Genomic DNA, 21573 nt, shown 5'->3' on the forward strand with positions numbered 1-21573 from the left:
CATGGACCGGCCCGCGGGATCATTCCGCCGCGTTCTTCGCTCCCTCGTTGGAAGCAATCACGCTGGCCGCCCATTCCATCTGCTCTTTCAGTTCCTTGATCGCAACGTCCAGCTCGGCCCGTTGGGTCTCCATCACGTCCAGACGTTCGCGGGCCAGTTCGTAGGCCTTGGAAATCTGGGTCTGTTGCTGGTCACCCATGTCGTAGAGGTCGAGCAGCTGCCGGATCTCCTCAAGGCTGAACCCGAAGCGCTTGCCGCGCAGGATCAGCTTGAGACGGGCCCGGTCACGCCGCGTAAAGAGCCGTTTCTGGCCTTCACGGATCGGAAAGAGCAACTCCTTCGCTTCGTAGAACCGCAAGGTACGGGGCGTCACGTCGAACGCATCGCACATCTCGCGGATCGTCATTAGTTCCTGTGTCTCAGTCATTTCTTACCCATCGAATTTTTTCCGATCGGTCAGGAATGCAGTCCACAGAATATGAATACAAGGCCCCTTAGGTTGACGTAAGTCATACGTCACGTCACTTGGATCATTACGTTAGAGAAGTTTCGAATGGCTTCCGGCAAACGTAATTTCCTTCCATTTCACAGCTGTTTTCCGCACTCCGTCGTGTCCGACCTTTTGCCTCCTCCAGGGATCCGGGCCCGCGCACCGGGCGTTGCGACCAAGTTGATTCGGCCCAATGGCGAAAACGGCCCCTCCGGACCCTCCGCTCCCGCACCAGGACGGCCCGGTTTGCACCGATTTTCAGCCGTCCCTGGGAATATACGGTGACGCTGGGGAAGAGTTGCAAGGCGGATATGGGCAGGGGCGGGGCTGAGCGGCAATATCCGCGCCCCTCGGCGGGATCACGCCCGGATCAAGACGGTTATTCGGGCATATCGCCGGAAATCCCGCCAGGGCGCGCCCCGAAGGGCGCGGAGACCGGCTGCGCATCGCACGCAGGGTTGAGGCTCAGGGATAGTGTCTCAGGGGTAGGGGCTCAGGACTCGCCAAGCTCCGCCTTGGTGGTGTCGCGCAGGCGGCGCAGCTCTTCCATGGCCTCGTCGATCTGGCGGCGCTGTTCCTCAAGCTCCAGCATCTGCTTGTCGGCCATGTCCATCCAGGTGCGCATCTGGGCCTCGTTGCCCTGCTGTTCGCGCATCTCCAGCCATTGCCGGATGCCTTCCAGCGAAAAGCCGAAGCGCCGACCGCGCATGATCAGCGTCATCCGCGCCACCTCGCGCGGGCCATACCAGCGCGCGCGACCGTCGCGTTCGGGGCGCAGCAGTTCGATGTATTCATAGTAGCGCAGGGTTCGGGGCGTGACCTCGAACTTCTCGCACATTTCTTTGAAACTGAGCATCTTGTCGGACATCTATGCGGCAGCCTGGTGCTATGACGGGACCCCCCTGACGGTAATCGGACTGCGCTGGAAGGGCAACAGCGGCGTCTTGCCCTTCGGGTCGATAAGAGTTTCTATGCCAGCTGTCGGGGCCCCGCGATTGCCCATGCGGTCCGCCGGCGCCCAAGCCATGCACGGCCCCCACAGAAATGAAGACTGCCCATGAACCTGACCGAGCTTGCCCGACAATTTTCCGAAAGCCTGCCACATGCGCGTGCGCTCGGGATCCGGGCGGTGACGGGCACCCCCGGCACCGTGACCTTCGCGCTGCCCTATGATGAACGCTTCATCGGCGACCCGGCCACCGGCATCCTGGCGGGGGGCGTGATCTCCACCCTGCTGGACACCAGCTGCGGGGCCTCGGTGCTCAGCCATCCGCTGTGCGGGGGAACGACGGCCACGCTGGATCTGCGGATCGACTACATGCGCGCGGCCACGCCGGGGCAGGGGCTGCGGGCAGAGGCGGAATGCTACCACGTCACGCGCTCCGTCGCCTTCGTGCGCGCCCGCGCCTGGGACGAGGACGGGGACAGCCCCGTGGCCACCGCCGCCGGGGCCTTCACCTTCCAGATGGTGGAAGAGGGGCAGCTCAACATCGCCGGCCAGCGGCGGCCGTACAGTGACGCGGGGCAGGTCTGATGAAGAAGACTCCGGAACCCGTCCAGGTCATCAAGCAACGCCGCGACCGGGCGCTGGCCGCCATGGTCGATGGCGTGCCCTATATCCGTTTCCTCGGCATCCGCTTCGACCGGCGCGGGGATGAGCTGACGGGGATCCTGCCCTATGACGACAAGCTGATCGGCAACCCACAGCTGCCGGCGATCCATGGCGGGGTCACGGCCGCCTTCCTTGAGGTGACGGCGGTGATCGGGCTGAGCTGGACGATGATCTGGCAGGATCTCGAAGCCGGGCGGCTGGACCCGGATCACATTGCCTCGGGCGCGCTGCCGCAGATGCCAAAGACCATCGGGCTGACGGTGGATTACCTGCGCTCGGGCCTGCCAAGGGATGCCTATGCGCGCGCCTTCGTGCTGCGCTCCGGGCGGCGCTATGCCTCTGTCCGGGTCGAGGCCTGGCAGGACAACGTGGCGCGCCCGATTGCCCAGGCCTCCGGCCACTTCCGCATGCCCTCTGCCTTCACGCCCCGGACCCGGAGCGCATGAGCGACGCGCAGGTGCTGCCGCCGCCCGGCGCCCGGCTGACCCATGGCCGGGTGCTGAAGATCGCGGTGCCCATCGTGCTGTCCAATGCCACCGTGCCGATCCTGGGCGCGGTGGATACCGGGGTCGTGGGCCAGCTTGGCACCGCCGCGCCGATCGGGGCGGTGGGGATCGGGGCGGTGGTGCTGACCGCGCTCTACTGGGTGTTCGGCTTCCTGCGCATGGGCACCACCGGGCTGACGGCCAATGCCGCCGGGGCCGGTGACCGGGCCGAGGTCGCGGTGCTGCTGACCCGCGCGCTGATGCTGGGGCTGGCGGCGGGGCTGATGATCCTCTGCCTGCAAGGGGTGCTGTTCCGCGGCGCCTTCCTGCTGTCTCCGGCCTCGCAAGAGGTGGAGGGGCTGGCGCGGCAATACATGGGCATCCGGGTCTGGTCGGCCCCCGCGGCGGTGGCCACCTATGGCATCACCGGCTGGCTGATCGCGCAGGAGCGCACCGGCGCCGTGCTGGTCATGCAATTGCTGATGAACACGGTGAACATCACGCTGGACGTGGTCTTCGTGCTGGTGCTGGACTGGGGCGTGCCCGGCGTGGCGGCGGCGACCTTCATCGCCGAATGGGCCGGTTTCGCGCTTGGGCTCTGGCTGTGCCGCGCGGCCTTCCGGGTGCCGGACTGGCGCGACTGGGCGCGGGTCTTCGACCGGGCCGGGTTGATCCGCATGGCGCTGGTGAACCGCGATATCCTGCTGCGCAGCCTGGCGCTTCAGATCATCTTCCTGAGTTTCATGTTCACCGGTGCCCGCTTCGGAGACGTCCAGCTGGCCGCCAACCACGTGCTCTTGCAGTTCCTTGAGATCACGGCCTTCGCGCTGGACGGGTTCGCCTTTGCCGCAGAGGCGCTGGTGGGCCAGGCCATGGGGCGGCGGGATCGGCCCGCCCTGCGCCGCTCCGTCCTGCTGTCCAGCTTCTGGGCCGGGCTGATCTGCCTGGCGCTGGCGGCGCTCTTCGCGCTGGCGGGCGGCATGGTGATCGACATCATGACCACGGCGGAACCGGTGCGGGCCGCCGCGCGCAGCTTCCTGCCCTGGATGGTGGCGGTGCCGGTGCTGGGCATTCCCGCGTGGATGCTGGACGGGGTCTTCATCGGCGCGACGCGGGCCCGCGACATGCGCAACATGATGCTGCTCAGCCTGGTGATCTACGTCGCCGCCGCCTTTGCGCTGGTGCCGCTCTTCGGCAACCACGGGCTCTGGGCGGCCTTCCTGATCAGCTTCGTGGCAAGGGGGTTGACCCTGGGCGCGCGCTATCCCGCGCTGGAGCGAGCCGCCGCCTGACGGGGGCCGCGCGCAAGTCCCGGATCACAGGATATCCAGTACCTTTTCCGGCGGGCGCCCGATGGCGGCGCGCTTGTCCTTGAATACGATGGGGCGCTCGATCAGCCTGGGGTTCTGCGCCATGGCCTGGATCAGCTCTTCCTCGGGGGACTCCTGGCTCAGCCCCAGTTCCTTGAAGAGCGGCTCCTTGGTGCGCATCATTGCTACGGCGGGCAGGCCCAGCATGGCCAGCGTCACCCGCAGGTCCGTGGGCGAGGGCACGTCCTCAAGGTAGCGGCGCTGCACGATCGTCTCTTCCGTGCCGCGGGCCTGCAGAAGCTCCAGCGTCTGGCGCGACTTGGAGCACTTCGGATTATGCCAGATGGTGATCATAGCCAGTCCTCCCGACCTGTTCCGACGGCCTCTGCCACCGTGGCGAAACCGTCGCGTTGCAGGCACTCTTCCAGACCCGACAGGATCCGGGGCACAAGGCTCAGACCCTCGTAGACGAGTGCCGAATAAAGCTGCACGGCAGAGGCCCCGGCGCGGATCTTGGCATAGGCCTGCTCTGCGTTGGAAACCCCGCCCACGCCGATCAGCGGCACCTGGCCGCCCGTCAGCCGGGACAGGCGCGCCAGCACGCGGGTCGACTTGTCGAACAGCGGCGCGCCGGACAGACCGCCGCCCTGGTCGCGATGCGCGCTGGCCAGCCCGGCGCGGTCCAGCGTGGTATTGGTGGCGATCACCGCATCAAGCCCCAGCTCCAGCGCGACCTCGGCGATATCGGCCAGCCCCGCCTCGTCCAGGTCCGGCGCGATCTTGAGGAAGACGGGCACCCGGCGGGCCAGCCCGTCGCGGGTCTCCAGCACGCCGCGCAGCAGGGCCGACAGCGCCGCCTTGCCCTGCAGGTCGCGCAGCTTTTCTGTATTGGGGGAGGACACGTTGACCGTGGCGAAATCAAGATGCGCGCCGCAGGTCGACAGCACCTTGCGGAAATCCTCGGCCCGGTCGCTGCTGTCCTTGTTCGCGCCCAGGTTCAGGCCGATCACGGCCCCCTCGGGGCGTTTGGCCAGCCGCGCGGCGATGGCCTCGGCCCCGTCGTTGTTGAAGCCGAAACGGTTGATCACCGCGCGGTCCTCGCTCAGACGGAACAGGCGCGGCTTGGGGTTACCCGGCTGGGGGCGGGGCGTGGCCGCGCCCACCTCCAGAAAGCCGAAGCCGGAGCGCGCCAGCGGCGCCAGCGCCACGGCGTTCTTGTCATAGCCCGCCGCCAGCCCCAGCGGGTTGGGCAGGCTCAGCCCGGCGATGCGGGTGCGCAGCCGGTCGGAGGTGACTTGCCCGGGCAGCGGCACGACACCGGCGCGCAGGGCGCTCAGCGACAGCCCGTGGGCGCGCTCGGGGTCGACACGATGCAGCAGCGCCAGACCCAGGCTCTCGATCGCATGTCTGCTCACAGGATCCCGTCCGGGAACAGGTGCCGCCCGCCCGAAAGCGCCAGCGGCCAGTGATCCACCACATCCGTCCTGCGCAGCTTGCGGTAAAGATGCGGGAAGGGGGTGCCGCCGCGAGATTCCTCCCATTTCAGATCCGCGCCAAGGGCGGCGGGATCGCAGGCGGCCAGGATCAGCTCATCCTGGTCCTTGAAGTGAAGCGCGGCGGTTTCAGCCACGGTCTCGGCGGATGAGAAATGGATGTAGCCATCTTCCAGGTCGATCGGCGCGCCTGCCGTCTCTCCCTTTTCGACCAGCTCATCCCATTCTGCTTTGCGAAAGATCTTGTAAATCATGATGGCCTCCGGATGCCCGTTAACGGCTTGGGGGTCAAGGTATCGCAGTGGGCGCGCCAGACAACCGCAAAGGGTGCGCAGGCTTTGGGCGCGGCGGCGATCCCGCCCCGGTTCGCGCCCTGCGCCGCCCTGGCCACCGCCCGCCCGGCGAAATCCGACGATCCGGTCAAAATTCCGCCAAGACGCTGACCAGCAACAGCTGCTTTCCGTAGTGTCAGGGGGCCTGCCGCGCCCCGTCACGATAATCGGCTTTGACAGGATGGCCGCCGCAAGGGCAGCATCCCTGAATTGAACGCGTTCAGATGAGGACCCGACTATGTCATTCCGCCTTCTCGCCGGCACCGCCGCGCTCGCCCTGACGGCGAGCGCCGCCATGGCCGATTACTCCCTGACCATCCTGCATACGAACGATTTCCACTCCCGCTTCGAACCGGTCAGCAAGTACGATTCGACCTGCGGCGCAGAGGACAACGCCGAAGGGAAGTGCTTTGGCGGCTCCGCCCGCCTTGTCACCGCCATCGCAGAGGCCCGCGACCGGGCAGAGAACTCCATCCTTGTTGATGGCGGGGACCAGTTCCAGGGCACGCTGTTCTATACCTATTACAAGGGCAAGCTGGCCGCAGAGATGATGAACAAGGAAGGCTATGACGCGATGACCGTGGGCAACCACGAATTCGACGATGGCCCAGAGGTGCTGCGCGGCTTCATGGATGCGGTCGGCTTCCCGGTGCTGATGTCCAACGCCGATGTCTCCGGTGAGCCGATGCTGGCCGACGCGATCCAGAAATCCACCATCCTTGAGGTGGGCGGCGAAAAGATCGGCCTGATCGGCCTGACCACCGAGGACACGCCAGAGATTTCCTCGCCCGGGCCGAACGTGAAGTTCACCGATTCCATCACCGCCGTGCAGGGAGAGGTCGACAAGCTGACCGCAGAGGGCGTGACCAAGATCGTCGTTCTGTCCCACTCGGGCTACGGCGTTGACCAGGCCGTTGCCTCGGGCACGACCGGCGTGGACGTGATCGTCGGCGGGCATACCAACACCCTGCTGGGCGACATGGAGGGGGCAGAGGGGCCCTATCCGACCATGGTCAACGGCGTCGCCATCGTGTCCGCCTATGCCTATGGCAAGTTCCTGGGTGAGCTGAACGTGACCTTCGACGATGAGGGCAACATCCTGGAAGCCGCTGGTGCGCCGATCATCATGGATGCCGCCGTGACCGAGGATTCCGCCACCCTGGACCGCATCGCAGAGGCCGCCGCGCCGCTGGATGAGATCCGCAACAAGGTGATCGGTGAGACGGCAGAGGCGATCGACGGCGAACGGACCTCCTGCCGGGCGATGGAATGCTCCATGGGCAACCTTGTCACCGATGCCATGCTGGACCGCGTGGCCGACCAGGGCGTGACCCTGGCGATCACCAATGGCGGTGGTCTGCGGGCCTCCATCGACGCGGGCGAAGTGACAATGGGCGAGGTCTACACCGTGCTGCCCTTCCAGAACACGCTGGCCACGTTCGAGGTCACCGGCGCCACGATGATCGAGGCGCTTGAAAACGGTGTCTCCCAGGTCGAGGACGGCGGCGGGCGCTTCCCGCAGGTCGGCGGCATGAGCTTCACCTTCGACCTTTCGCAAGAGGTCGGCAGCCGCGTGAGCGATGTCATGGTGGCCGATGGCGAAGGCTGGGCCCCGATCGACCCGGAAGCGACCTACCTGGTGGTAAGCAACAACTTCGTGCGCAACGGGGGCGATGGCTACGCCATGTTCAAGGACGCCGCCAATGCCTATGACTACGGTCCCGACGTGGCAGAGGTGGTGGCCGATTACCTGGCCGAAAACGCGCCCTACACGCCCTACACAGAAGACCGGATCACCCAGAAGTAAGCACGCGGGCGGGCAGGGGCCTTGTGGCCTCCGCCCGCCCTCCCGGGGCATCCGCCAGACCGACAGGCCCGCGCCCTGGGCCGCAAACAGCAGCGCCCGCCGGAAAGGTTCTTCCGGCGGGCGTTTTGCGCCTTTCGGACCGTGCGCTGCGTTAACCCGGGCAGATACCGACAGAAACACCGACGTAATACCGACGTGATACCGACGCGATACAGACGTGGCTCGGGTGGCTCTTCCCCCTTGTTAACCAGCGTTTCGGGGCTGATTCGCCGCCTCCGTGGCACCGCCGTACCGCGCGGCCCGGTCAGATCCCGTTAACCGGCTTCCCGCCGGGGCCGGGGCTGGCTAGAATGGCCGCGGTCCCGACAAGAACGCGCGCCGGAGGGAAAGCGATGGATCATCCGCTGATCGACCTGATCGATGCCCGGATCCGCGAAGCGGAGGCCCGGGGCGATTTCGATGACCTGCCCGGCGCGGGCAAGCCCTTGCCCGAGTGCGATGATCCGGAAAACGCCCTGCTCAACCGCCTCACGAAAGAGGCCGGCGGCGTGCCGCCCCATGTCCTTCTGGCCCGGGAACTCGAAGCGCTGCGCCTGCAGCTGCGCGAGGAACCCGACCGCACGGAGCGCCGCCGCGTGATGAAGGAGATCTCCATGATGGAAGCGCGGATCGACATGGCCAAGAAAAGCTGGTCACGCTGAACCATGTGCGGCCGTTTCGCCACCACCCTGCCGCCAGAGGCCATGGCCCGGCTCTTCGATGCCGCCCCTGCCAATGACCTGCCGGAGGGCCCTGATTTCAACGTCTGCCCCACCGCCCGGATCAGCGTCGTGCGCGACGGGCGGCGCCTTGTGGCGATGCGGTGGGGCTTCCTCCCGCATTGGTACAAGAGCCCCACGGATGGCCCGCTGCTGATCAATGCCCGGGCCGAAACCATCGCCGAAAAGCCCGCCTTCCGCGCCGCCTGTCGCGCGCGGCGCTGTCTGATCCCGACGGCGGGCTTTTACGAATGGAACCGCGACGGGGCTGAGAAACTCCCTTGGTTCATCCGGCGCACCGACGGGCAACCGCTTGTCATGGCTGGAATTTTCCAGGAATGGCAGCGCGGAGAGGACCATCTTGTCACCTGCGCCATCGTCACCACATCGGCCAACGAGGTGCTGGAGCCCATCCATCACCGCATGCCCGTGATCCTTGAGCCGAAGGACTGGCCGCTCTGGCTGGGAGAGGCGGGGAAGGGCGCGGCGCTGCTGATGAAGCCGGCCGCCGCCGGGGTGCTGGAAAGCTACCGCGTCAGCACCGAGGTCAATTCCAACCGCGCCAGCGGGCCAGAACTGATGGAGCCCGTCGTGGTGGAGTGAGCGCCGCTCAAGGGGCTGTTTTCGGGGATCTTTCCGCGAATCCGGGGCAGGGTGCCGGCAGAAAAGATTGCGCTGCGTCAATCATTATGGAACCTTGGGGCCAAGGCACCGTTGTAACTACAGAATGTGGTTCCCATTGGAGGGTGTTCAAATGGCCGAGGCCAGCGCAACGAAGACTGCCGCGACGACTGTCGCGAATGCGAAGAAAACCGAAACGGACTCTGCCGATATCCAGGCGCAGCTGCGTGAGCTGCAAAAGGATGTCTCTGAGCTGACCAAGCTGATCGGCGAATACGGTCAGGCGCAGAAGTCCTATTACACGGGTGCGGCCAAGGCCAAGGCAGAGCAGCTGCGCGGCGAAGCCGAAGCCCAGTATCACCGGGCAGAAGACCAGGCCCGCGAAGCCTATGCCCGGGCCGAAGGCAAGGTGCGTGAAAACCCCGCCGCCGCAGTCGCCATCGCCTCCGGTGTGGGCTTCCTGATCGGGCTGCTGATGTCCAACCGCAAAGGATAACATGTTCGGATCATTGAAATACGCGGTCTCAAGGGCCGCCCGCAAGGCGGGCTACTCCCTTGGGGCCCTGGTCATGATAATGATCGGGTTGGGCTTCTTGACGGCAGCCGCCTGGCTTTACCTGACAGAGATCCGCTCGTCGCTCTTCGCCGCCTTGGTGATTGGCGGGGTCTACTTCGGGCTGGGACTGGTGCTGATGGCGCTGGCCTCCATCGACCGCCCGGTGCCCATGGCGCATCCGTCCCATACGGAACCGCCCGCCGCCGGCTCCATGACTGGGATCATCACCGCGCTCATGCAGGGTGTCGGCGCCGGGATCGCGGCAGGCAGCGCACGCAAGGCTGCGGCTGCACCGCCGCCTCCGCCGCCGCCACCCCCCGCGGATCCCTATGCACCACGGGGCGGGCCCTACAGCTAAGAATGCTTCGGGACAGGATCGCAAGAGAACCGGAAGAGCGCCCCCAGGGGCGCTTTTTCGCTTTCAACGCCGTCCGATTTGCCGTTCCCTTGAGGGATTAGGTGAAAGCGGGGGTGACATGCAGGTCGCGGTAATCGGCGCGGGCATCATCGGGGTCAGCTGTGCCCTGGCGCTTCAGGCGCGGGGGGCTGAGGTCGTGATCTATGATCGCGACGGCCCGGCAGCCGGGGCCTCGCGCGGGAATGCCGGGGTCTTCGCCACCTATGCCGTGGTGCCGGAATTCACCCCCGGCCTGCTGAAGCAATTGCCCCGCATGCTGCTGGACCCGCAGGGGCCACTGTCGATCCGCTTGCGATACCTGCCGTTCCTTGTGCCCTGGGGGCTGCGGGCCCTCGCGGCTTCTCGCCCCGAACGGGTGGCAGAGGTGACAGAGGCGCTTGGGGCGCTGCTCAGCCGCGTGACGCCGGATGCCGATGCGCTTCTGGCCCGCACCGGCACGCAGGACCTGCGGCGCGACAGCGGCGGCTTGCATATCTTCCGCACAGAGGCCGCCCGGCGCAGCCACGCCGCCGAATGGGAGGAGATGGCGCGCCTTGGCGTAGCCTTCAGGGCGCTCGACGGGGATGGGATCCGCGCGCTGGAGCCCGCGATTTCCGAACGTTATTCAGCGGGTTACCAGCTTCTGGACCTGCAACAGACGGTGAACCCCGAACAGCTGGTGCGTCGCCTCTTCGCGGCCTTCCTGAAGGCGGGCGGGCGGTTCGAACAGGCAGAGGTTCAGGCGCTGGACGGGCAGGGCCTGACCGCCCGGATCACCCTGGCGGGGGGAGAGATCCGTCGGCATCCCCAGGTCGTGGTTGCGGCTGGCATCCATTCGGTCGCCCTGTGCCGCAGCATGGACCTGCGCCTGCCGCTGCAGGCCGAGCGGGGGTACAACACCACCATTCCCAATCCCGGTGTGCGCCTGACCCGCCCGACCTGCGTGGTGGAGTCGGGCTATTACATGAGCCCGATGGACATGGGTCTGCGGATCGGTGGCAAGGTGGAGCTGGCGGGAACGCGGGCCGGGGCGCGCTGGTCGCGGGCCCGGGTCATGGCGCGCCATGCCCAGAAGGTGCTGCCGGGGCTCTCCGTGGCGAATGGCAGGCCCTGGATGGGTCTGCGCCCCTCCACCCCGGACAGCCTGCCGGTGATCGGCCCCGTCCCCGGCCATCCCGCCGTCATGCTGGCCTGCGGGCACAGCCACCTGGGGCTGACGCTTTCCGCGCCCACGGGAACGCTGGTGGCGGATCTGCTGGGCGGCAGGGCACCGGCCATTGATCCCGCACCCTACGGGGTGGAGCGCTTCCTGTAACAGGCTGATTTGATTGGGGGAGAGTTGGAGCGGGTAGCGGGAATCGAACCCGCACGACTAGCTTGGAAGGCTAGGGCGCTACCATTACACCATACCCGCTCAACGGGGATCAGACATATTTCCGACCGCTGTCAGGGTCAAGCGGGTAGTTGCGGCAGGCGCGATCCGAAACCCGTCTGACGGTGCGGATCGGCGGACAATTGACAGGGCAAATTGTCAGATGCCGCTTTCCTGTCTATCTATGACGGCAGGGGAGGAGGCTGATCATGGACAAGACACGCCATATCGACACCGTGATGCAGGCCGTGAACTCGGGCTCCGCGGCTGCGCGGTCCTGGCTGGCGGCCTCCTGGCGGCGCTCGGCAGAGCGGCACGGGCTGGACCCGGCGACGCGCGGCGCGGGCCGCAAGCTGGATGAAGCGGACCTGCGCGATCATCGCCGGCGGCTGGATCGCTTCATGACCGTGGCCGCCCCGCAGCTGGACCAGCTTTTCGGGCTGGTGGGCAACTCGGGCTGCGCGGTGGTGCTGACGGACCAGAGCGGGATCGTGCTGGACCGGCGCTGTGCCATGGCGGATGAAGAGGTCTTCAGCCACTGGGGGCTGACCCCCGGCGCGGACTGGAGCGAGGCGGCAGAGGGCACCAATGGCATCGGCACCTGCCTGACGGAGGAACGCCAGGTCATCATTCACCGCGACGAACATTTCATGGCGCGCAACATCGGCATGAGCTGCATGGATGCGCCGATCTTCGGCACCGATGGCCAACTTGTTGCCGCGCTTGATGTTTCTTCGGCCCGCGCCGATCAGACCGAAGGCTTCAACCGCCTGATCGCGGCCACCGTCGAACAGACCGCCCGCGCGATCGAGGCAGAGTATTTCCGCGCCTCCTTCCCGGGTGCGCGCATCGTGGTGGCCGACAGCGGTGACCAGGCGACCTCCATGTTGCTGGCGGTGGATTCCGATGACATCGTGGTGGGGGCCACGCGCCATGCGCGCAAGGCGCTTGGGCTTGAGCCGACGGGGGCGCTTAAGCCCCGCCCGGCCTCGGACATCTTCGGGCGCGGCGACGGACCGACAGGGTTTGAAAAGGCCGAACGGGCCGCCGTGGTCCGCGCCCTGACCCGCGCGGGTGGCAACGTATCAGAGGCCGCAAGGGCGCTTGGGATCGGGCGGGCCACGCTGTACCGGCGGATGAAGCGCCTGGGCATCAGCGAATAGGCGCAACATGTCTCAGCCCTGAGACAGGTGCGGCCCACCGGCCCGCGCCCCCCTCCTGACGAATCGTCCCCCGCGGGTCCAGATGACCCGGACACCGGGTGGAGGACCCGGCGCAACAGGAGGAGACATCATGAACGAGATGACGCAATTTGCGGGGCACTTCACCTCGCCGTTCAAGACGCGTTACGACAACTTCATCGGCGGCAAGTTCGTGGCCCCGGTGGAGGGTCAGTACTTTGACAACATCACCCCGATCACCGGAGAGGTCGTCTGCCAGGTGGCCCGCTCGGGCGCGGCGGACGTTGAGCTGGCGCTGGATGCCGCCCATGCCGCCAAGGAGGCCTGGGGCAAGACCGCTGCTGCTGAACGGTCCAACATCCTGCTGAAGATCGCGGACCGCATCGAAGAGAACCTGGATATCATCGCCACGGCAGAGACCTGGGACAACGGCAAGCCGATCCGCGAAACCACCGCGGCAGATATTCCGCTGGCCGTGGACCACTTCCGCTATTTCGCCGGGGTGCTGCGCGGGCAGGAAGGCTCTATGTCCGAGATCGACGCGGATACGGTGGCCTATCACTACCATGAGCCGCTGGGCGTGGTGGGGCAGATCATCCCCTGGAACTTCTCCGTCCTGATGGCGGCCTGGAAGCTGGCACCGGCGCTGGCGGCGGGCAATTGCGTGGTGCTGAAACCGGCAGAACAGACCCCGGCAGCGATCCTGGTGCTGATGGAGATCATCGCGGACCTGCTGCCCGATGGCGTGCTGAACATCATCAACGGCTATGGCGCAGAGGTGGGCGGCCCGCTGGCTGAAAGCAACCGTATCGCCAAGATCGCCTTCACCGGCTCCACGGAGACGGGGCGCATCATCATGAAGGCCGCGACCAAGAACCTGATCCCGGTCACGCTGGAGCTGGGGGGCAAGTCCCCCAACATCTTCTTCAGCGACGTGATGGCCAAGGATGACGCCTTCCTGGACAAGGCGATCGAGGGCTTCGTGCTCTTTGCCTTCAACCAGGGCGAGGTCTGCACCTGCCCCTCGCGCGCGCTGATCCAGGAGGACATCTATGAAGCGTTCATCGAACGCGCCATTGCCCGCGTGAAGGCCATCAACCAGGGCGATCCCCGTCTGATGGAGACCATGGTGGGCGCCCAGGCCAGCGCAGAGCAGCAGGAGAAGATCCTGTCCTACCTGACCATCGGCGTCGAAGAGGGCGCAGAGGTGCTGACCGGCGGCGGCGCGGCCAAGGTCGAGGGGCTGGAGAACGGCTATTACATCCAGCCGACCATCCTGAAGGGCCACAACAAGATGCGGGTATTCCAGGAAGAGATCTTCGGGCCAGTCGTCTCTGTCACCACCTTCAAGGACGAAGAAGAGGCCATGGCGATCGCCAATGACACGATGTACGGCCTGGGCGCCGGCGTCTGGTCGCGCGACATGAACACCTGCTACCGCTTCGGTCGTGGGATCGAGGCCGGGCGCGTCTGGGTGAACAACTACCACGCCTATCCGGCCCATGCGGCCTTTGGGGGCTACAAGCAGTCCGGCATCGGGCGCGAGAACCACAAGATGATGCTGGACCATTACCAGCAGACCAAGAACATGCTGGTCAGCTACAACCCCAACAAGCTTGGGTTCTTCTGATCCGCACGTGACGACCGCGGGGCCCGGTGTGGCCCCGCGCATCACCCGGTCCTGAACGGCAGTCTCCCTTGTGCCGCCGGGACCAGGACCGGCGCCGGCCGCGGTTCATCCTCCTTCAGCCCTCCTATGGAGATGACAGCGAAGCGGCTGCGTTCGCCAGCGGGGCGCCCGGGCCCCGACCACGGGTGCGCAGCTGTGGTTCCTGACCATGCCCCAGGCGCCGCACCCGAGCCCCCGTCGCAAGGGGGTAACCCCAGGGCCTATCCCCAGGGCAGCCCCGAAGGGGCGAAGCCGTGACAGCGGCTTCGCCCCTTTCCTTGTTTAGGTGGGGGATTTCGACCCGGTTACATGGAGTTGGGCAGGAACAGCACCAGCACCGGGAAGGCGATCAGCAGCGCCACGCGGATGATGTCCATGAAGACGAAGGGCAGCAGCCCCCGGAAGATCGTGCCCAGCTCCACGTCCTTGACGACAGAGCGCAGGACGAAGGCGTTCATGCCGACGGGCGGCGTGATGTAGGAAATCTCCGTGATGACGACGACGAAGATGCCGAACCAGATCAGGTCAAAGCCAAGCGCCTGCACAACGGGGTAGAAGATCGGCACCGTCAGCATGATCATCGACAGCCCCTCCAGCACGCAGCCCAGCACCAGGTAGATCACCAGGATCGTCAGGATAACCGCCCAGGGACCTTCGCCGAAGAACGTGACGAAATCCTGGATGTCGCGGGTCATGCCCGAGAGGTTGACGTAGTTGGTAAAGGTCAGCGCCCCGAAGAGGATGAAGAACATCATCGCGGTGGTCTTGGCCGCGTCAAAGAGCGTGGCAAAGGCCGTGGAGATCGAGAACTTGCCCGACAGGATCGTCAGCAGCAGCGCCCCCGCAGCCCCCATCCCGGCGCTTTCCGTGGGGGTGAAGACGCCCAGGTAGATGCCGCCCATCACGAAGACGAAAAGCACGATCGCACCCAGCGTGCCGCGCAGCGCCCGGAAGCGCTCGGCCAGGGGCAGCTTGGGTTCGGTTGCCAGCTCAAGCCCGCGGAACTTCACGGAAATCACCACGGCAAGGGTGTAGCCCAGCACGCCCAGCAGGCCGGGGATGATGCCGGCCAGGAAGAGCTTGCCGATGTCCTGCTGGGTCATGATGCCGTAAAACACCAGGATCACCGAGGGCGGGATCAGGATGCCCAGCGTGCCCCCGGCGGCGATGGAGGCCGTGGAAAGCTCATCTGGATAGCCGAAGCGGCGCATGGAGGGCAGGGAGATCCGCGTCATCGTGGCCGCCGTCGCCATGGAAGAGCCGCAGACGGAGGAGAAGCCGCCGCAGGCGATCACCGTGGCCAGCGCCAGCCCGCCCTTGCGGTGGCGCAGCCAGGCATGGGCCGCGTCATAGAGATCCCGCGCGATGCCCGATTGCACCACGAAATTGCCCATCAACAGGAACAGCGGCAGGACGGAAAGCGAGTAGTTGCGCCCCTGGTCGAAGAAGGTCGTGCCCAGCAGCGACAGGGCCGGGTTGAAGCCGATGATCGACACCGTGCCGAACAGCCCGATCAGCGTCAGCGCAACGGAGATCGGCAGGCCGACAAGCAGCAGCACCAGCAGGAGCCCCATGCCAAGGGGCCAGGAGGAAAGGAGGGACATGTGTTACGGCCTTGCGGTCAGCGTTCAGCGACGCAGCGCACGGCGAAGATCGCGCAGCGCCACGTACAGCGTGACAAGCACCGCGACGGCGGCGCAGATGGAGCAGCCCCAGGCGAAGGGAGCCACGGGAATGCGAAGCGAATTGGTGACGCCGTTGTAACCGGCAATCTGGTCTCCGTAGATCCAGAGCCGCCAGGAGATGATGGCGAAGATCCCCGAAGAGACGAGCGCCAGAAGCGCCTTGCGCCAGGGCTGGATCCAGGCGGGCATCTGGCTGGTCACCAGGTCCACGGTGACGTGGTCGTCATCCATGCAGACTGCGGGCAGGCCGATGAAGATCACGGAAACCAGAAGCATTTCCGTCACTTCCGTGGCCCCGAGCAGGGGGGAGTTGAACAGGTACCGCCCCAGAACATCGGCCACGGTCAGCGCCATCATGGCCAGCAGGATCAGCCCGCAGACCACCGCCAGCACGCGGCGTGGCCAGCGGTGATGGCCCGCTCCCGGAGACGTGGACGCCTCCGGGCCGCGGGCAAAGGTTTCAGCCGGGGTCGGGCTCATTCAGTTTCGACCCGGGCGATTTCCTCGCGCATCATCGCAAGGGCCGCATCGGCATCGACACCGGTGGAGGCGATCTCTGCCATCTTGGCTTCGACGATGGGCTCAAGCGCGACGGTCCAGGCATCTGCCTGTTCCTGGGTGGCGGAGGTCACGGTGATCTTGCCCTCCATCGCCTCCAGGCCCTTGGCGTCGGCGCGGTCCCACATCCGCCCGGCCAGGCGGGCCAGGGATTCGCCGGTGACGCTGTCGATCTGCTCCTGCACCTCGGGGCTCAGGCTTTCCCATTTCGCCTTGTTCATGACGATGTAGAAGGAGGTGTTGTAAAGCCCGCCGGGCACGGAGATGCCTTCGGAAAGCTGCGGGATCAGGCCGAAGAAGTTCACCGATTCATAGGGGAAGAAGATCCCGTCCGCCACGCCCTGGCTGAGCAGCTCATAGGCCTTGGAAGAGGGGCCTTCGACCGGGACGGCGCCAAGCGCGGTGGTGATTTCCTGGATGATGCCGCCGCCGACACGCATCTTCTTGCCGTCAAGGAAATCGGTGGCAGAGACATCGCCTTCCTTGACGAAGATCTCGCCGGGGCCGTGGGTGAAGACGGCCAGGACCTTGACCTCATCATATTCGCCGGCGGGCTTCAGCATCTCTTCCCAGGTGCGCCAGTAGGCGACCGAGACGGCCTCTGCGCTGTCCCCGAGGAAGGGCATCTCTGCCAGGTTGGTGGTCTTGAAACGGCCCGGGGAATAGCCCTGCACGCCGAAGGTGATATCGGCTACCCCGTTGACGGCAAAGTCATAATGCGCGGGGGGCGGGCCCAGGGGGGCAGGCAGGATATTGGCGGTGACGGCGCCTGCGGTAGCTTCCTCGATCTGCTCGGTCATCGGCACGATCACCTCGGACACCAGCGGGTGGGTCGGGGGCAGCCAGTTCGCCACGGTCAGCGTGGTCTGGGCAAGGGCGGGGGCCGAAAGTGCCATGACGGCACAGGCGGAGAGGCTAAGCTTCTTGAAGAGCATTGCAGTTTCCCTGTTGAGTTGGAGGTCGGTTTTGCGAATTATAGGAATGTTCACGTGACCATTCTTGGTATTTTTGACGTATTTTCACATAACTTGCCACGTTACGGCAACCTGTGAACGCGGTGCGGCGCCAAGGGGCGAGAAAAGAGGCAGCATGGACAATCTTCCCGACCCGCAGAGCGATGTCGAGGGCCGATTCCGCAAACAGGACTGGCCCTATTATTGGATCACCCGCACCTCTGCGCGCTACTTCCTGACGATGGAAAAGCGGCTGAAGCCGGTGGGCCTGGACGTGCCGCGCTGGCGGGTGCTGATGTCGCTTTACGAGGACGAGTACCTGAGCGTCTCCGAGATCTCGGACCTTTGCATCATCAAGCTCAACACGGCCACGAAGATCATCCAGCGGATGATGGCGGACGGGCTGGTCACCACCCGGTCGCGCCCCAGCGATGCGCGGGTGACGGAGGTGACGCTGACCGCCCTTGGCGATGCGCGCCGCAAGGAGGCACGTGCCATCGCGGACGAGGTCTTTGCCGCCAGTTTCGGCGATTTCACCACCGATGAGCGCGAGGTTCTCAACAGCCTTCTGCAGCGCGTCTTCACGCGGCTTGGGGAACTGCAGGGCCGGGGCGAACCTTAGCGTCATCGCTTAATCCACTGTCAGGTGGTGAAAATCCCGCCCGAACCAGATCAGGCTTTCCGATGGGCCCTCTGCCAGCTCCATCGCCTGGACCTCGCAGAAGAAGACCGTGTGGGAGCCCACGGTAGAGCTGTCGGAGATGCGGCAGTCAAAGGCCACGGGCGCATCGCTGAGCAGCGGCGCGCCGGTGACCATGCGGCGCCATGCGGCGGCGTCAAAGCGTTCCTCTCCGGCGTTGCTGTCGGCGAAGACGCGGGACAGGTCCCGGTGCTTGCCGCCCAGCACGTTGACCGCGATCACGCCGTTTTCGACAAAGATGTCATGGCTGCGGTTCTGGCGATTCACGCAGACCAGCAGGGTTGGCGGGCTGTCGGTCACCGAACAGACGGCAGAGGCGGTCATGCCATGCTGCCCGGCCGGGCCATCGGTGGTCAGCACGGTGATCGCGGCCCCGAGGCGGGCCATGCCCTCCCGGAAGGTCTGGATCTCGATATCGCTCTGGCTCGTCATGGGCGCTCCTTAAATGCCGTGGCCCCGGATCTGCCCTGCCCGCGGGATCCCGGGGCGGGCGGCTGGCAGCTTTCCCCCTGTCTGCCCTGTCCGTCCCCTCAAGGGAAGGGGCAGGGAGGCCGGGGGCTGTTCCTCAAGGACCGCTATTGCCGAAAGGCTTCGGTGTCCGGCGGACAAGTCCTTGGGTTCTCTTGGTATTTCCTCACCGCATGAAGAGCCCGCCATTGACGTCCCAACAGGCGCCGGTGACGAAACTGGCCGCCGGAGAGGCCAGCAGCGCGACAAGCTGGGCGACGAACTTGGGATCGCCAAGATCGCCGACGGGAATGTTTTTCAGGAACCCCTCCATCCGGTCCGCGCCCACGATATCATGCACCATGGGGCTGTCCATCGGGCCGGGAGAGATGCAGTTGCAAGTGATCCCGAAGGGCGCGAGGTCACGGGCAAAGACCTTGGTCAGGGTCATGATCGCGCCCTTGGAGGCCGCGTAATGCGCCCCCGTCGCGGTGCCGCCGTTCTGACCGGCAAGGCTGGCCATGTTGACGATGCGGCCATAGCCCATGTCTTTGAAATGACGTGCGAAAATCTGGGATCCGGCGAAGGTGCCGCCAGCGTTCACGGCCATGATCGCGTTGAACTCCTGGGGCGTGATGTCCAGCACCGGCTGGGCCTTGGTGAGGGCGGCGTTGTTCACCAGCACCTGCACCGCGCCGATCTCTGCGACGGCCTTGTCCAGAACCCTTTGGAAGTCTTCGGGCTTTCCCACGTCGAGCGTTTCGGCGCGCGCCATGTCCAGCGCCGGGTCAAGCTCTGCCGCGAGCGCCTGGCAGCCGGGTTCATCCACGTCCGTCAGCAGGACGCGGAAGCCGGCGCCATGCAGGGCGCGGGCGATTTCAGCGCCGACGCCTCTGGCGGCGCCGGTGATGACGGCGGTTTGTACATCCATTGCCGCGGGCGCTGCCATCAGTGGGTCCCCCGCGTGGTGGGCAGGATGCGGGCTGCGGGCGAAGAAACCCTTACCGCGCCGCGCGCTGGCAGGGTCGTCGGGCCGAAGGACGAGAGGTGAACGGGGGTCATGGTCCGCTCCTTGCTGGAGTGTGCCCCTTGCGGGGCGGTATTGAGGGCCGGAATCTGTGAAAGATTCCGGCGGGTTATTACAGGTCGGGGATTTCCAGCGCGCGGCCCATGCGGGCTTCGACGGTCATGTATTTCCACAGCCGGTCATTGCCCTCGCCCACGACGATGGTGCGCAGCAGGTTGCAGGCGGCCTGCACCGTCTCGCGATCGGGGAAATCGGCCAGGATGTACCAGGTGAAGGGGAAGCCCTGAGAGGCGCCGACCATGGTCTGATCGTCATCGAAAGTACCAACGATCTCAACGCCTTCCAGCTTGGCGATGCCGGACATCAGTTCCTGCGTGGCCTGCCAGACCGGGCCGATCTGGTCAAAGGGCAGGCTGAAAAACGTGCCGTGGTTGTTGAAGCAAAGCAGCGTGCGAAGTGGGTCGGTCATGGGCAATGTCCCTGTCTTTTCTGCCCCGTTTCGGGGCCTGTTTTCGGTGTCGGTACGACGTCTGTTTTGCGTCGGTATCACGTCGGTATTACGTCGGTGCGCTCCGCGCGGGGGCGGAAGGCGGTGTTAAGAAGTCCTCAGGGGAAACCCGGAGGGGTGGGCTGGCCGAACATGCCCGCCCCGGCAGAGGTCCAGCTGCCGGAGTTCATGAAGGCGTGCTGTGCGGCGCAGGCGGTATCCACCATGCAGCGGCCCAGCACATGGCCGGTGCGGATGGAATCCGAGCCCCCCAGCGAGAAGGCGATGCGCGCCACCTCTGCGGAGTCCTGTGCCGCGTGGGTAGAGGCAAGGCGCGTGCGCAGGGTCAGTTCGGGATCGACCTCACCCTGGGTAAGGAGCTGGTCCCAGGCTTCCTCGATCGTTTCGAAGAAATGCGCCCGCGCGCCGCGCAGCTTGGCCTCTGCCTTGGCCACATCGGCCTGGACATGGGGGCGGGCGCCGGGATTGGGCGCGCCGGTGATGGAGGCCCGTTGCGCGGCATCCGATTTCAGCCATTCCAGCGACTCCCGGGCCGAGCCGAGCGCCACGACCGCCACCGCATGGGCGGCCAGGGCCACGGTGGGATAGCGGTAGATCGGGTCGTCCTGCTGCGGCTTGCCGCCCCGGATAAAGGTCCAGTCCATGTCGACCTCGACCCCGTCGATGACGATGTCATGGGAGCCCGTGGCGCGCAGGCCGATGGTGTCCCAGCACTGGTCGATCTCTACCTGGTCGGCGCGGAACAGCGCGGCGCGGGGCAGCGGCGTGGCCTCGCCCTCTATCTTGATGCCGACGCCGATCACATCGGCCCCCATGGAGCCAGAGCACCAGGGCCAGCGCCCCGAGACGACCAGCTTGTCGCCGTTCGGCCTGGCCAGCTGCGGCGGGAACATGGCCCCGGCGAAGGTGGTATTGGGATCCTTGCCGTAGATCTCTTCGAAGGTCGCCGGGGGCAGGGCGGCAAGGTAGGTGCAGGAGATGCCGAAGCTGGCGACCCAGCCGGTGGAGGCATCGGCCATCGAGATCGTCTCGATCAGCTTCAGGTAGTCCTGGGGCGGCAGGGCATCGCCGCCCAGACGCTTGGGCACGATGCCGCGATAGGCCCCGATCGCCTTGAGCTTGGCGACCATGTCACGGGGGACATGGCACTTTGCGTCGAACTCCATCCGGCGGGCGCGGATTTCTTCCAGCACGGCATCAAGGGTGATGGGCTGATCGGGCGCGGGGCTGTCCAAGAGGGTGTCGGGGGTCATGCAATCTCCTTCGCGTGGCAGCTTGGGGCGGTTTGCGGGCCGGAGGGACCTAGCCTTGCGGCGCGGCCTTCGGGGGCGGTGCGGTTGCCCGGCAGAACCCGTCCAGCACGGGCTGCGGGCCGCGCCGGGGCGGCTGGGCAGCAGGGGCTGGGAATCGGGTCAGAGGTCATCGGCTGTCCTTGATTTACGTCAATATTACCGTAATAGCGCTCAACCCAAAGGACTTTCTTTCCCTAGGGTCGGATCCTTGGGCAAAAAACGTGAAAAAGCATGTTTTCCCGGCGGGGCTGGGCAGGGGGGCTGGCTGGCCGGGCGTGGCCTTCGGGCAGCATGGCATTTACGCGCGGCTCTGCGAAGCC

24 protein-coding genes and 1 tRNA gene are annotated in these 21573 nt (G+C 65.9%); 12 read left to right on the forward strand and 13 right to left on the reverse strand.

Going from position 1 to position 21573, the window contains the following annotated elements; translation table 11 throughout:
• Window positions 1-19: 19 nt before the first annotated feature.
• Window positions 20-427: a MerR family DNA-binding transcriptional regulator gene (locus HCZ97_RS00465; protein WP_175581602.1), complete on the reverse strand. Its 408-nt coding sequence runs from the start codon at window positions 425-427 to the stop codon at window positions 20-22.
• 556 nt (window positions 428-983) lie between these two features.
• A complete protein-coding gene (locus tag HCZ97_RS00470) occupies window positions 984-1358 on the reverse strand; it encodes a MerR family DNA-binding transcriptional regulator (protein WP_167686690.1) in 375 nt (124 codons plus the stop codon).
• Between the two features lie 189 nt (window positions 1359-1547).
• Here HCZ97_RS00470 and HCZ97_RS00475 point away from each other — a divergent pair, with 189 nt between their 5' ends.
• From HCZ97_RS00475 to HCZ97_RS00485, 3 genes are read left to right on the forward strand one after another with little or no spacing between them, the layout of a single operon-like run.
• Window positions 1548-2024: a PaaI family thioesterase gene (locus HCZ97_RS00475; protein ID WP_167686691.1), complete on the forward strand. Its 477-nt coding sequence runs from the start codon at window positions 1548-1550 to the stop codon at window positions 2022-2024.
• Window positions 2021-2548 (forward strand): PaaI family thioesterase, encoded by a 528-nt coding sequence (locus tag HCZ97_RS00480; protein WP_167686745.1) that lies wholly within the window; start codon window positions 2021-2023, stop codon window positions 2546-2548. Before HCZ97_RS00475 ends, HCZ97_RS00480 begins: the two co-directional genes overlap by 4 nt.
• Window positions 2545-3879, forward strand: coding sequence for an MATE family efflux transporter (locus HCZ97_RS00485; protein ID WP_167686692.1), 1335 nt, complete (start codon window positions 2545-2547; stop codon window positions 3877-3879). Before HCZ97_RS00480 ends, HCZ97_RS00485 begins: the two co-directional genes overlap by 4 nt.
• A 24-nt stretch (window positions 3880-3903) precedes the next feature.
• Here the strand turns inward: HCZ97_RS00485 and arsC are convergent, their stop codons facing one another.
• The 3 genes from arsC to HCZ97_RS00500 are packed head-to-tail and all read right to left on the reverse strand — an operon-like array spanning window position 3904 to window position 5647.
• Window positions 3904-4251 (reverse strand): arsenate reductase (glutaredoxin), encoded by a 348-nt coding sequence (arsC, locus tag HCZ97_RS00490; RefSeq protein ID WP_167686693.1) that lies wholly within the window; start codon window positions 4249-4251, stop codon window positions 3904-3906.
• On the reverse strand, window positions 4248-5312 hold the full coding sequence (locus tag HCZ97_RS00495) for a quinone-dependent dihydroorotate dehydrogenase (protein WP_368484297.1): 1065 nt from the start codon (window positions 5310-5312) through the stop codon (window positions 4248-4250). The genes arsC and HCZ97_RS00495 overlap by 4 nt, the downstream gene beginning before the upstream one ends.
• Window positions 5309-5647 carry a DUF952 domain-containing protein gene (locus HCZ97_RS00500; protein WP_167686747.1) on the reverse strand — a complete coding sequence of 113 codons (339 nt, stop codon included), beginning with the start codon at window positions 5645-5647 and terminating at the stop codon, window positions 5309-5311. Before HCZ97_RS00500 ends, HCZ97_RS00495 begins: the two co-directional genes overlap by 4 nt.
• Window positions 5648-5960: 313 nt before the next feature.
• Between HCZ97_RS00500 and HCZ97_RS00505 the strand changes: the two genes are divergently transcribed.
• The 6 genes from HCZ97_RS00505 to HCZ97_RS00530 all read left to right on the forward strand — a co-directional run bounded on the left by HCZ97_RS00505 (window position 5961) and on the right by HCZ97_RS00530 (window position 11176).
• Entirely contained in the window at window positions 5961-7529 is a 1569-nt protein-coding gene (locus HCZ97_RS00505; protein WP_167686694.1) for a bifunctional UDP-sugar hydrolase/5'-nucleotidase, read from the forward strand.
• A gap of 392 nt (window positions 7530-7921) precedes the next feature.
• Entirely contained in the window at window positions 7922-8230 is a 309-nt protein-coding gene (locus HCZ97_RS00510) for a DUF1992 domain-containing protein (RefSeq protein ID WP_167686695.1), read from the forward strand.
• 3 nt (window positions 8231-8233) lie between these two features.
• Entirely contained in the window at window positions 8234-8890 is a 657-nt protein-coding gene (locus tag HCZ97_RS00515; RefSeq protein WP_167686696.1) for an SOS response-associated peptidase, read from the forward strand.
• 151 nt (window positions 8891-9041) lie between these two features.
• Window positions 9042-9404 (forward strand): YqjD family protein, encoded by a 363-nt coding sequence (locus tag HCZ97_RS00520; RefSeq protein ID WP_167686697.1) that lies wholly within the window; start codon window positions 9042-9044, stop codon window positions 9402-9404.
• A 1-nt stretch (window position 9405) separates the two neighbouring features.
• A complete protein-coding gene (locus HCZ97_RS00525; RefSeq protein ID WP_167686698.1) occupies window positions 9406-9822 on the forward strand; it encodes a phage holin family protein in 417 nt (138 codons plus the stop codon).
• 118 nt (window positions 9823-9940) lie between these two features.
• On the forward strand, window positions 9941-11176 hold the full coding sequence (locus HCZ97_RS00530; protein ID WP_167686699.1) for an FAD-binding oxidoreductase: 1236 nt from the start codon (window positions 9941-9943) through the stop codon (window positions 11174-11176).
• Between the two features lie 25 nt (window positions 11177-11201).
• On the opposite strand, the gene HCZ97_RS00535 is transcribed toward HCZ97_RS00530, so the two are convergent.
• A tRNA-Gly gene (locus tag HCZ97_RS00535) sits at window positions 11202-11275 on the reverse strand.
• 167 nt (window positions 11276-11442) lie between these two features.
• On the opposite strand from HCZ97_RS00535, the gene HCZ97_RS00540 reads away from it, so the two are divergent.
• Together HCZ97_RS00540 and adh are read left to right on the forward strand one after the other, a co-directional pair.
• On the forward strand, window positions 11443-12396 hold the full coding sequence (locus HCZ97_RS00540; RefSeq protein WP_167686700.1) for a GAF domain-containing protein: 954 nt from the start codon (window positions 11443-11445) through the stop codon (window positions 12394-12396).
• Between the two features lie 130 nt (window positions 12397-12526).
• Window positions 12527-14044 carry an aldehyde dehydrogenase gene (adh, locus tag HCZ97_RS00545; protein WP_167686701.1) on the forward strand — a complete coding sequence of 506 codons (1518 nt, stop codon included), beginning with the start codon at window positions 12527-12529 and terminating at the stop codon, window positions 14042-14044.
• A 344-nt stretch (window positions 14045-14388) separates the two neighbouring features.
• Here adh and HCZ97_RS00550 read toward each other — a convergent pair whose 3' ends face one another.
• From HCZ97_RS00550 to HCZ97_RS00560, 3 genes are read right to left on the reverse strand one after another with little or no spacing between them, the layout of a single operon-like run.
• Window positions 14389-15687 carry a TRAP transporter large permease gene (locus HCZ97_RS00550; protein ID WP_167686702.1) on the reverse strand — a complete coding sequence of 433 codons (1299 nt, stop codon included), beginning with the start codon at window positions 15685-15687 and terminating at the stop codon, window positions 14389-14391.
• A 24-nt stretch (window positions 15688-15711) separates the two neighbouring features.
• Window positions 15712-16248 carry a TRAP transporter small permease gene (locus HCZ97_RS00555; protein ID WP_167686703.1) on the reverse strand — a complete coding sequence of 179 codons (537 nt, stop codon included), beginning with the start codon at window positions 16246-16248 and terminating at the stop codon, window positions 15712-15714.
• Complete coding sequence (locus HCZ97_RS00560) at window positions 16245-17261, reverse strand: TRAP transporter substrate-binding protein (protein WP_167686704.1); 1017 nt, start codon at window positions 17259-17261, stop codon at window positions 16245-16247. Before HCZ97_RS00560 ends, HCZ97_RS00555 begins: the two co-directional genes overlap by 4 nt.
• A 154-nt stretch (window positions 17262-17415) precedes the next feature.
• On the opposite strand from HCZ97_RS00560, the gene HCZ97_RS00565 reads away from it, so the two are divergent.
• A complete protein-coding gene (locus HCZ97_RS00565; protein WP_167686705.1) occupies window positions 17416-17901 on the forward strand; it encodes a MarR family winged helix-turn-helix transcriptional regulator in 486 nt (161 codons plus the stop codon).
• A 9-nt stretch (window positions 17902-17910) separates the two neighbouring features.
• Here the strand turns inward: HCZ97_RS00565 and HCZ97_RS00570 are convergent, their stop codons facing one another.
• From HCZ97_RS00570 to HCZ97_RS00585, 4 genes are all read right to left on the reverse strand, one after another.
• A complete protein-coding gene (locus HCZ97_RS00570) occupies window positions 17911-18411 on the reverse strand; it encodes a flavin reductase (RefSeq protein WP_175581604.1) in 501 nt (166 codons plus the stop codon).
• A gap of 202 nt (window positions 18412-18613) precedes the next feature.
• Complete coding sequence (locus HCZ97_RS00575; RefSeq protein ID WP_254871268.1) at window positions 18614-19357, reverse strand: SDR family NAD(P)-dependent oxidoreductase; 744 nt, start codon at window positions 19355-19357, stop codon at window positions 18614-18616.
• A 208-nt stretch (window positions 19358-19565) separates the two neighbouring features.
• Window positions 19566-19922: a hypothetical protein gene (locus tag HCZ97_RS00580; protein WP_167686707.1), complete on the reverse strand. Its 357-nt coding sequence runs from the start codon at window positions 19920-19922 to the stop codon at window positions 19566-19568.
• A 137-nt stretch (window positions 19923-20059) separates the two neighbouring features.
• Entirely contained in the window at window positions 20060-21214 is a 1155-nt protein-coding gene (locus HCZ97_RS00585) for an acyl-CoA dehydrogenase family protein (RefSeq protein WP_167686708.1), read from the reverse strand.
• Window positions 21215-21573 lie beyond the last annotated feature (359 nt).

This window comes from Pseudooceanicola sp. HF7 (assembly GCF_011806405.1).
Taxonomy (GTDB): Bacteria; Pseudomonadota; Alphaproteobacteria; order Rhodobacterales; family Rhodobacteraceae; genus Pseudooceanicola.

What these genes read in the sequence shown, in the direction of transcription:
- HCZ97_RS00465 (WP_175581602.1), bottom strand. Translation starts at nt 427, where the DNA reads ATGACTGAGACACAGGAACTAATGACGATCCGCGAGATGTGCGATGCG.
- HCZ97_RS00470 (WP_167686690.1), bottom strand. Translation starts at nt 1,358, where the DNA reads ATGTCCGACAAGATGCTCAGTTTCAAAGAAATGTGCGAGAAGTTCGAG.
- HCZ97_RS00475 (WP_167686691.1), top strand. Translation starts at nt 1,548, where the DNA reads ATGAACCTGACCGAGCTTGCCCGACAATTTTCCGAAAGCCTGCCACAT.
- HCZ97_RS00485 (WP_167686692.1), top strand. Translation starts at nt 2,545, where the DNA reads ATGAGCGACGCGCAGGTGCTGCCGCCGCCCGGCGCCCGGCTGACCCAT.
- arsC (WP_167686693.1), bottom strand. Translation starts at nt 4,251, where the DNA reads ATGATCACCATCTGGCATAATCCGAAGTGCTCCAAGTCGCGCCAGACG.
- HCZ97_RS00505 (WP_167686694.1), top strand. Translation starts at nt 5,961, where the DNA reads ATGTCATTCCGCCTTCTCGCCGGCACCGCCGCGCTCGCCCTGACGGCG.
- HCZ97_RS00510 (WP_167686695.1), top strand. Translation starts at nt 7,922, where the DNA reads ATGGATCATCCGCTGATCGACCTGATCGATGCCCGGATCCGCGAAGCG.
- HCZ97_RS00515 (WP_167686696.1), top strand. Translation starts at nt 8,234, where the DNA reads ATGTGCGGCCGTTTCGCCACCACCCTGCCGCCAGAGGCCATGGCCCGG.
- HCZ97_RS00520 (WP_167686697.1), top strand. Translation starts at nt 9,042, where the DNA reads ATGGCCGAGGCCAGCGCAACGAAGACTGCCGCGACGACTGTCGCGAAT.
- HCZ97_RS00525 (WP_167686698.1), top strand. Translation starts at nt 9,406, where the DNA reads ATGTTCGGATCATTGAAATACGCGGTCTCAAGGGCCGCCCGCAAGGCG.
- HCZ97_RS00530 (WP_167686699.1), top strand. Translation starts at nt 9,941, where the DNA reads ATGCAGGTCGCGGTAATCGGCGCGGGCATCATCGGGGTCAGCTGTGCC.
- HCZ97_RS00540 (WP_167686700.1), top strand. Translation starts at nt 11,443, where the DNA reads ATGGACAAGACACGCCATATCGACACCGTGATGCAGGCCGTGAACTCG.
- adh (WP_167686701.1), top strand. Translation starts at nt 12,527, where the DNA reads ATGAACGAGATGACGCAATTTGCGGGGCACTTCACCTCGCCGTTCAAG.
- HCZ97_RS00550 (WP_167686702.1), bottom strand. Translation starts at nt 15,687, where the DNA reads ATGTCCCTCCTTTCCTCCTGGCCCCTTGGCATGGGGCTCCTGCTGGTG.
- HCZ97_RS00555 (WP_167686703.1), bottom strand. Translation starts at nt 16,248, where the DNA reads ATGAGCCCGACCCCGGCTGAAACCTTTGCCCGCGGCCCGGAGGCGTCC.
- HCZ97_RS00560 (WP_167686704.1), bottom strand. Translation starts at nt 17,261, where the DNA reads ATGCTCTTCAAGAAGCTTAGCCTCTCCGCCTGTGCCGTCATGGCACTT.
- HCZ97_RS00565 (WP_167686705.1), top strand. Translation starts at nt 17,416, where the DNA reads ATGGACAATCTTCCCGACCCGCAGAGCGATGTCGAGGGCCGATTCCGC.
- HCZ97_RS00570 (WP_175581604.1), bottom strand. Translation starts at nt 18,411, where the DNA reads ATGACGAGCCAGAGCGATATCGAGATCCAGACCTTCCGGGAGGGCATG.
- HCZ97_RS00575 (WP_254871268.1), bottom strand. Translation starts at nt 19,357, where the DNA reads ATGGATGTACAAACCGCCGTCATCACCGGCGCCGCCAGAGGCGTCGGC.
- HCZ97_RS00580 (WP_167686707.1), bottom strand. Translation starts at nt 19,922, where the DNA reads ATGACCGACCCACTTCGCACGCTGCTTTGCTTCAACAACCACGGCACG.
- HCZ97_RS00585 (WP_167686708.1), bottom strand. Translation starts at nt 21,214, where the DNA reads ATGACCCCCGACACCCTCTTGGACAGCCCCGCGCCCGATCAGCCCATC.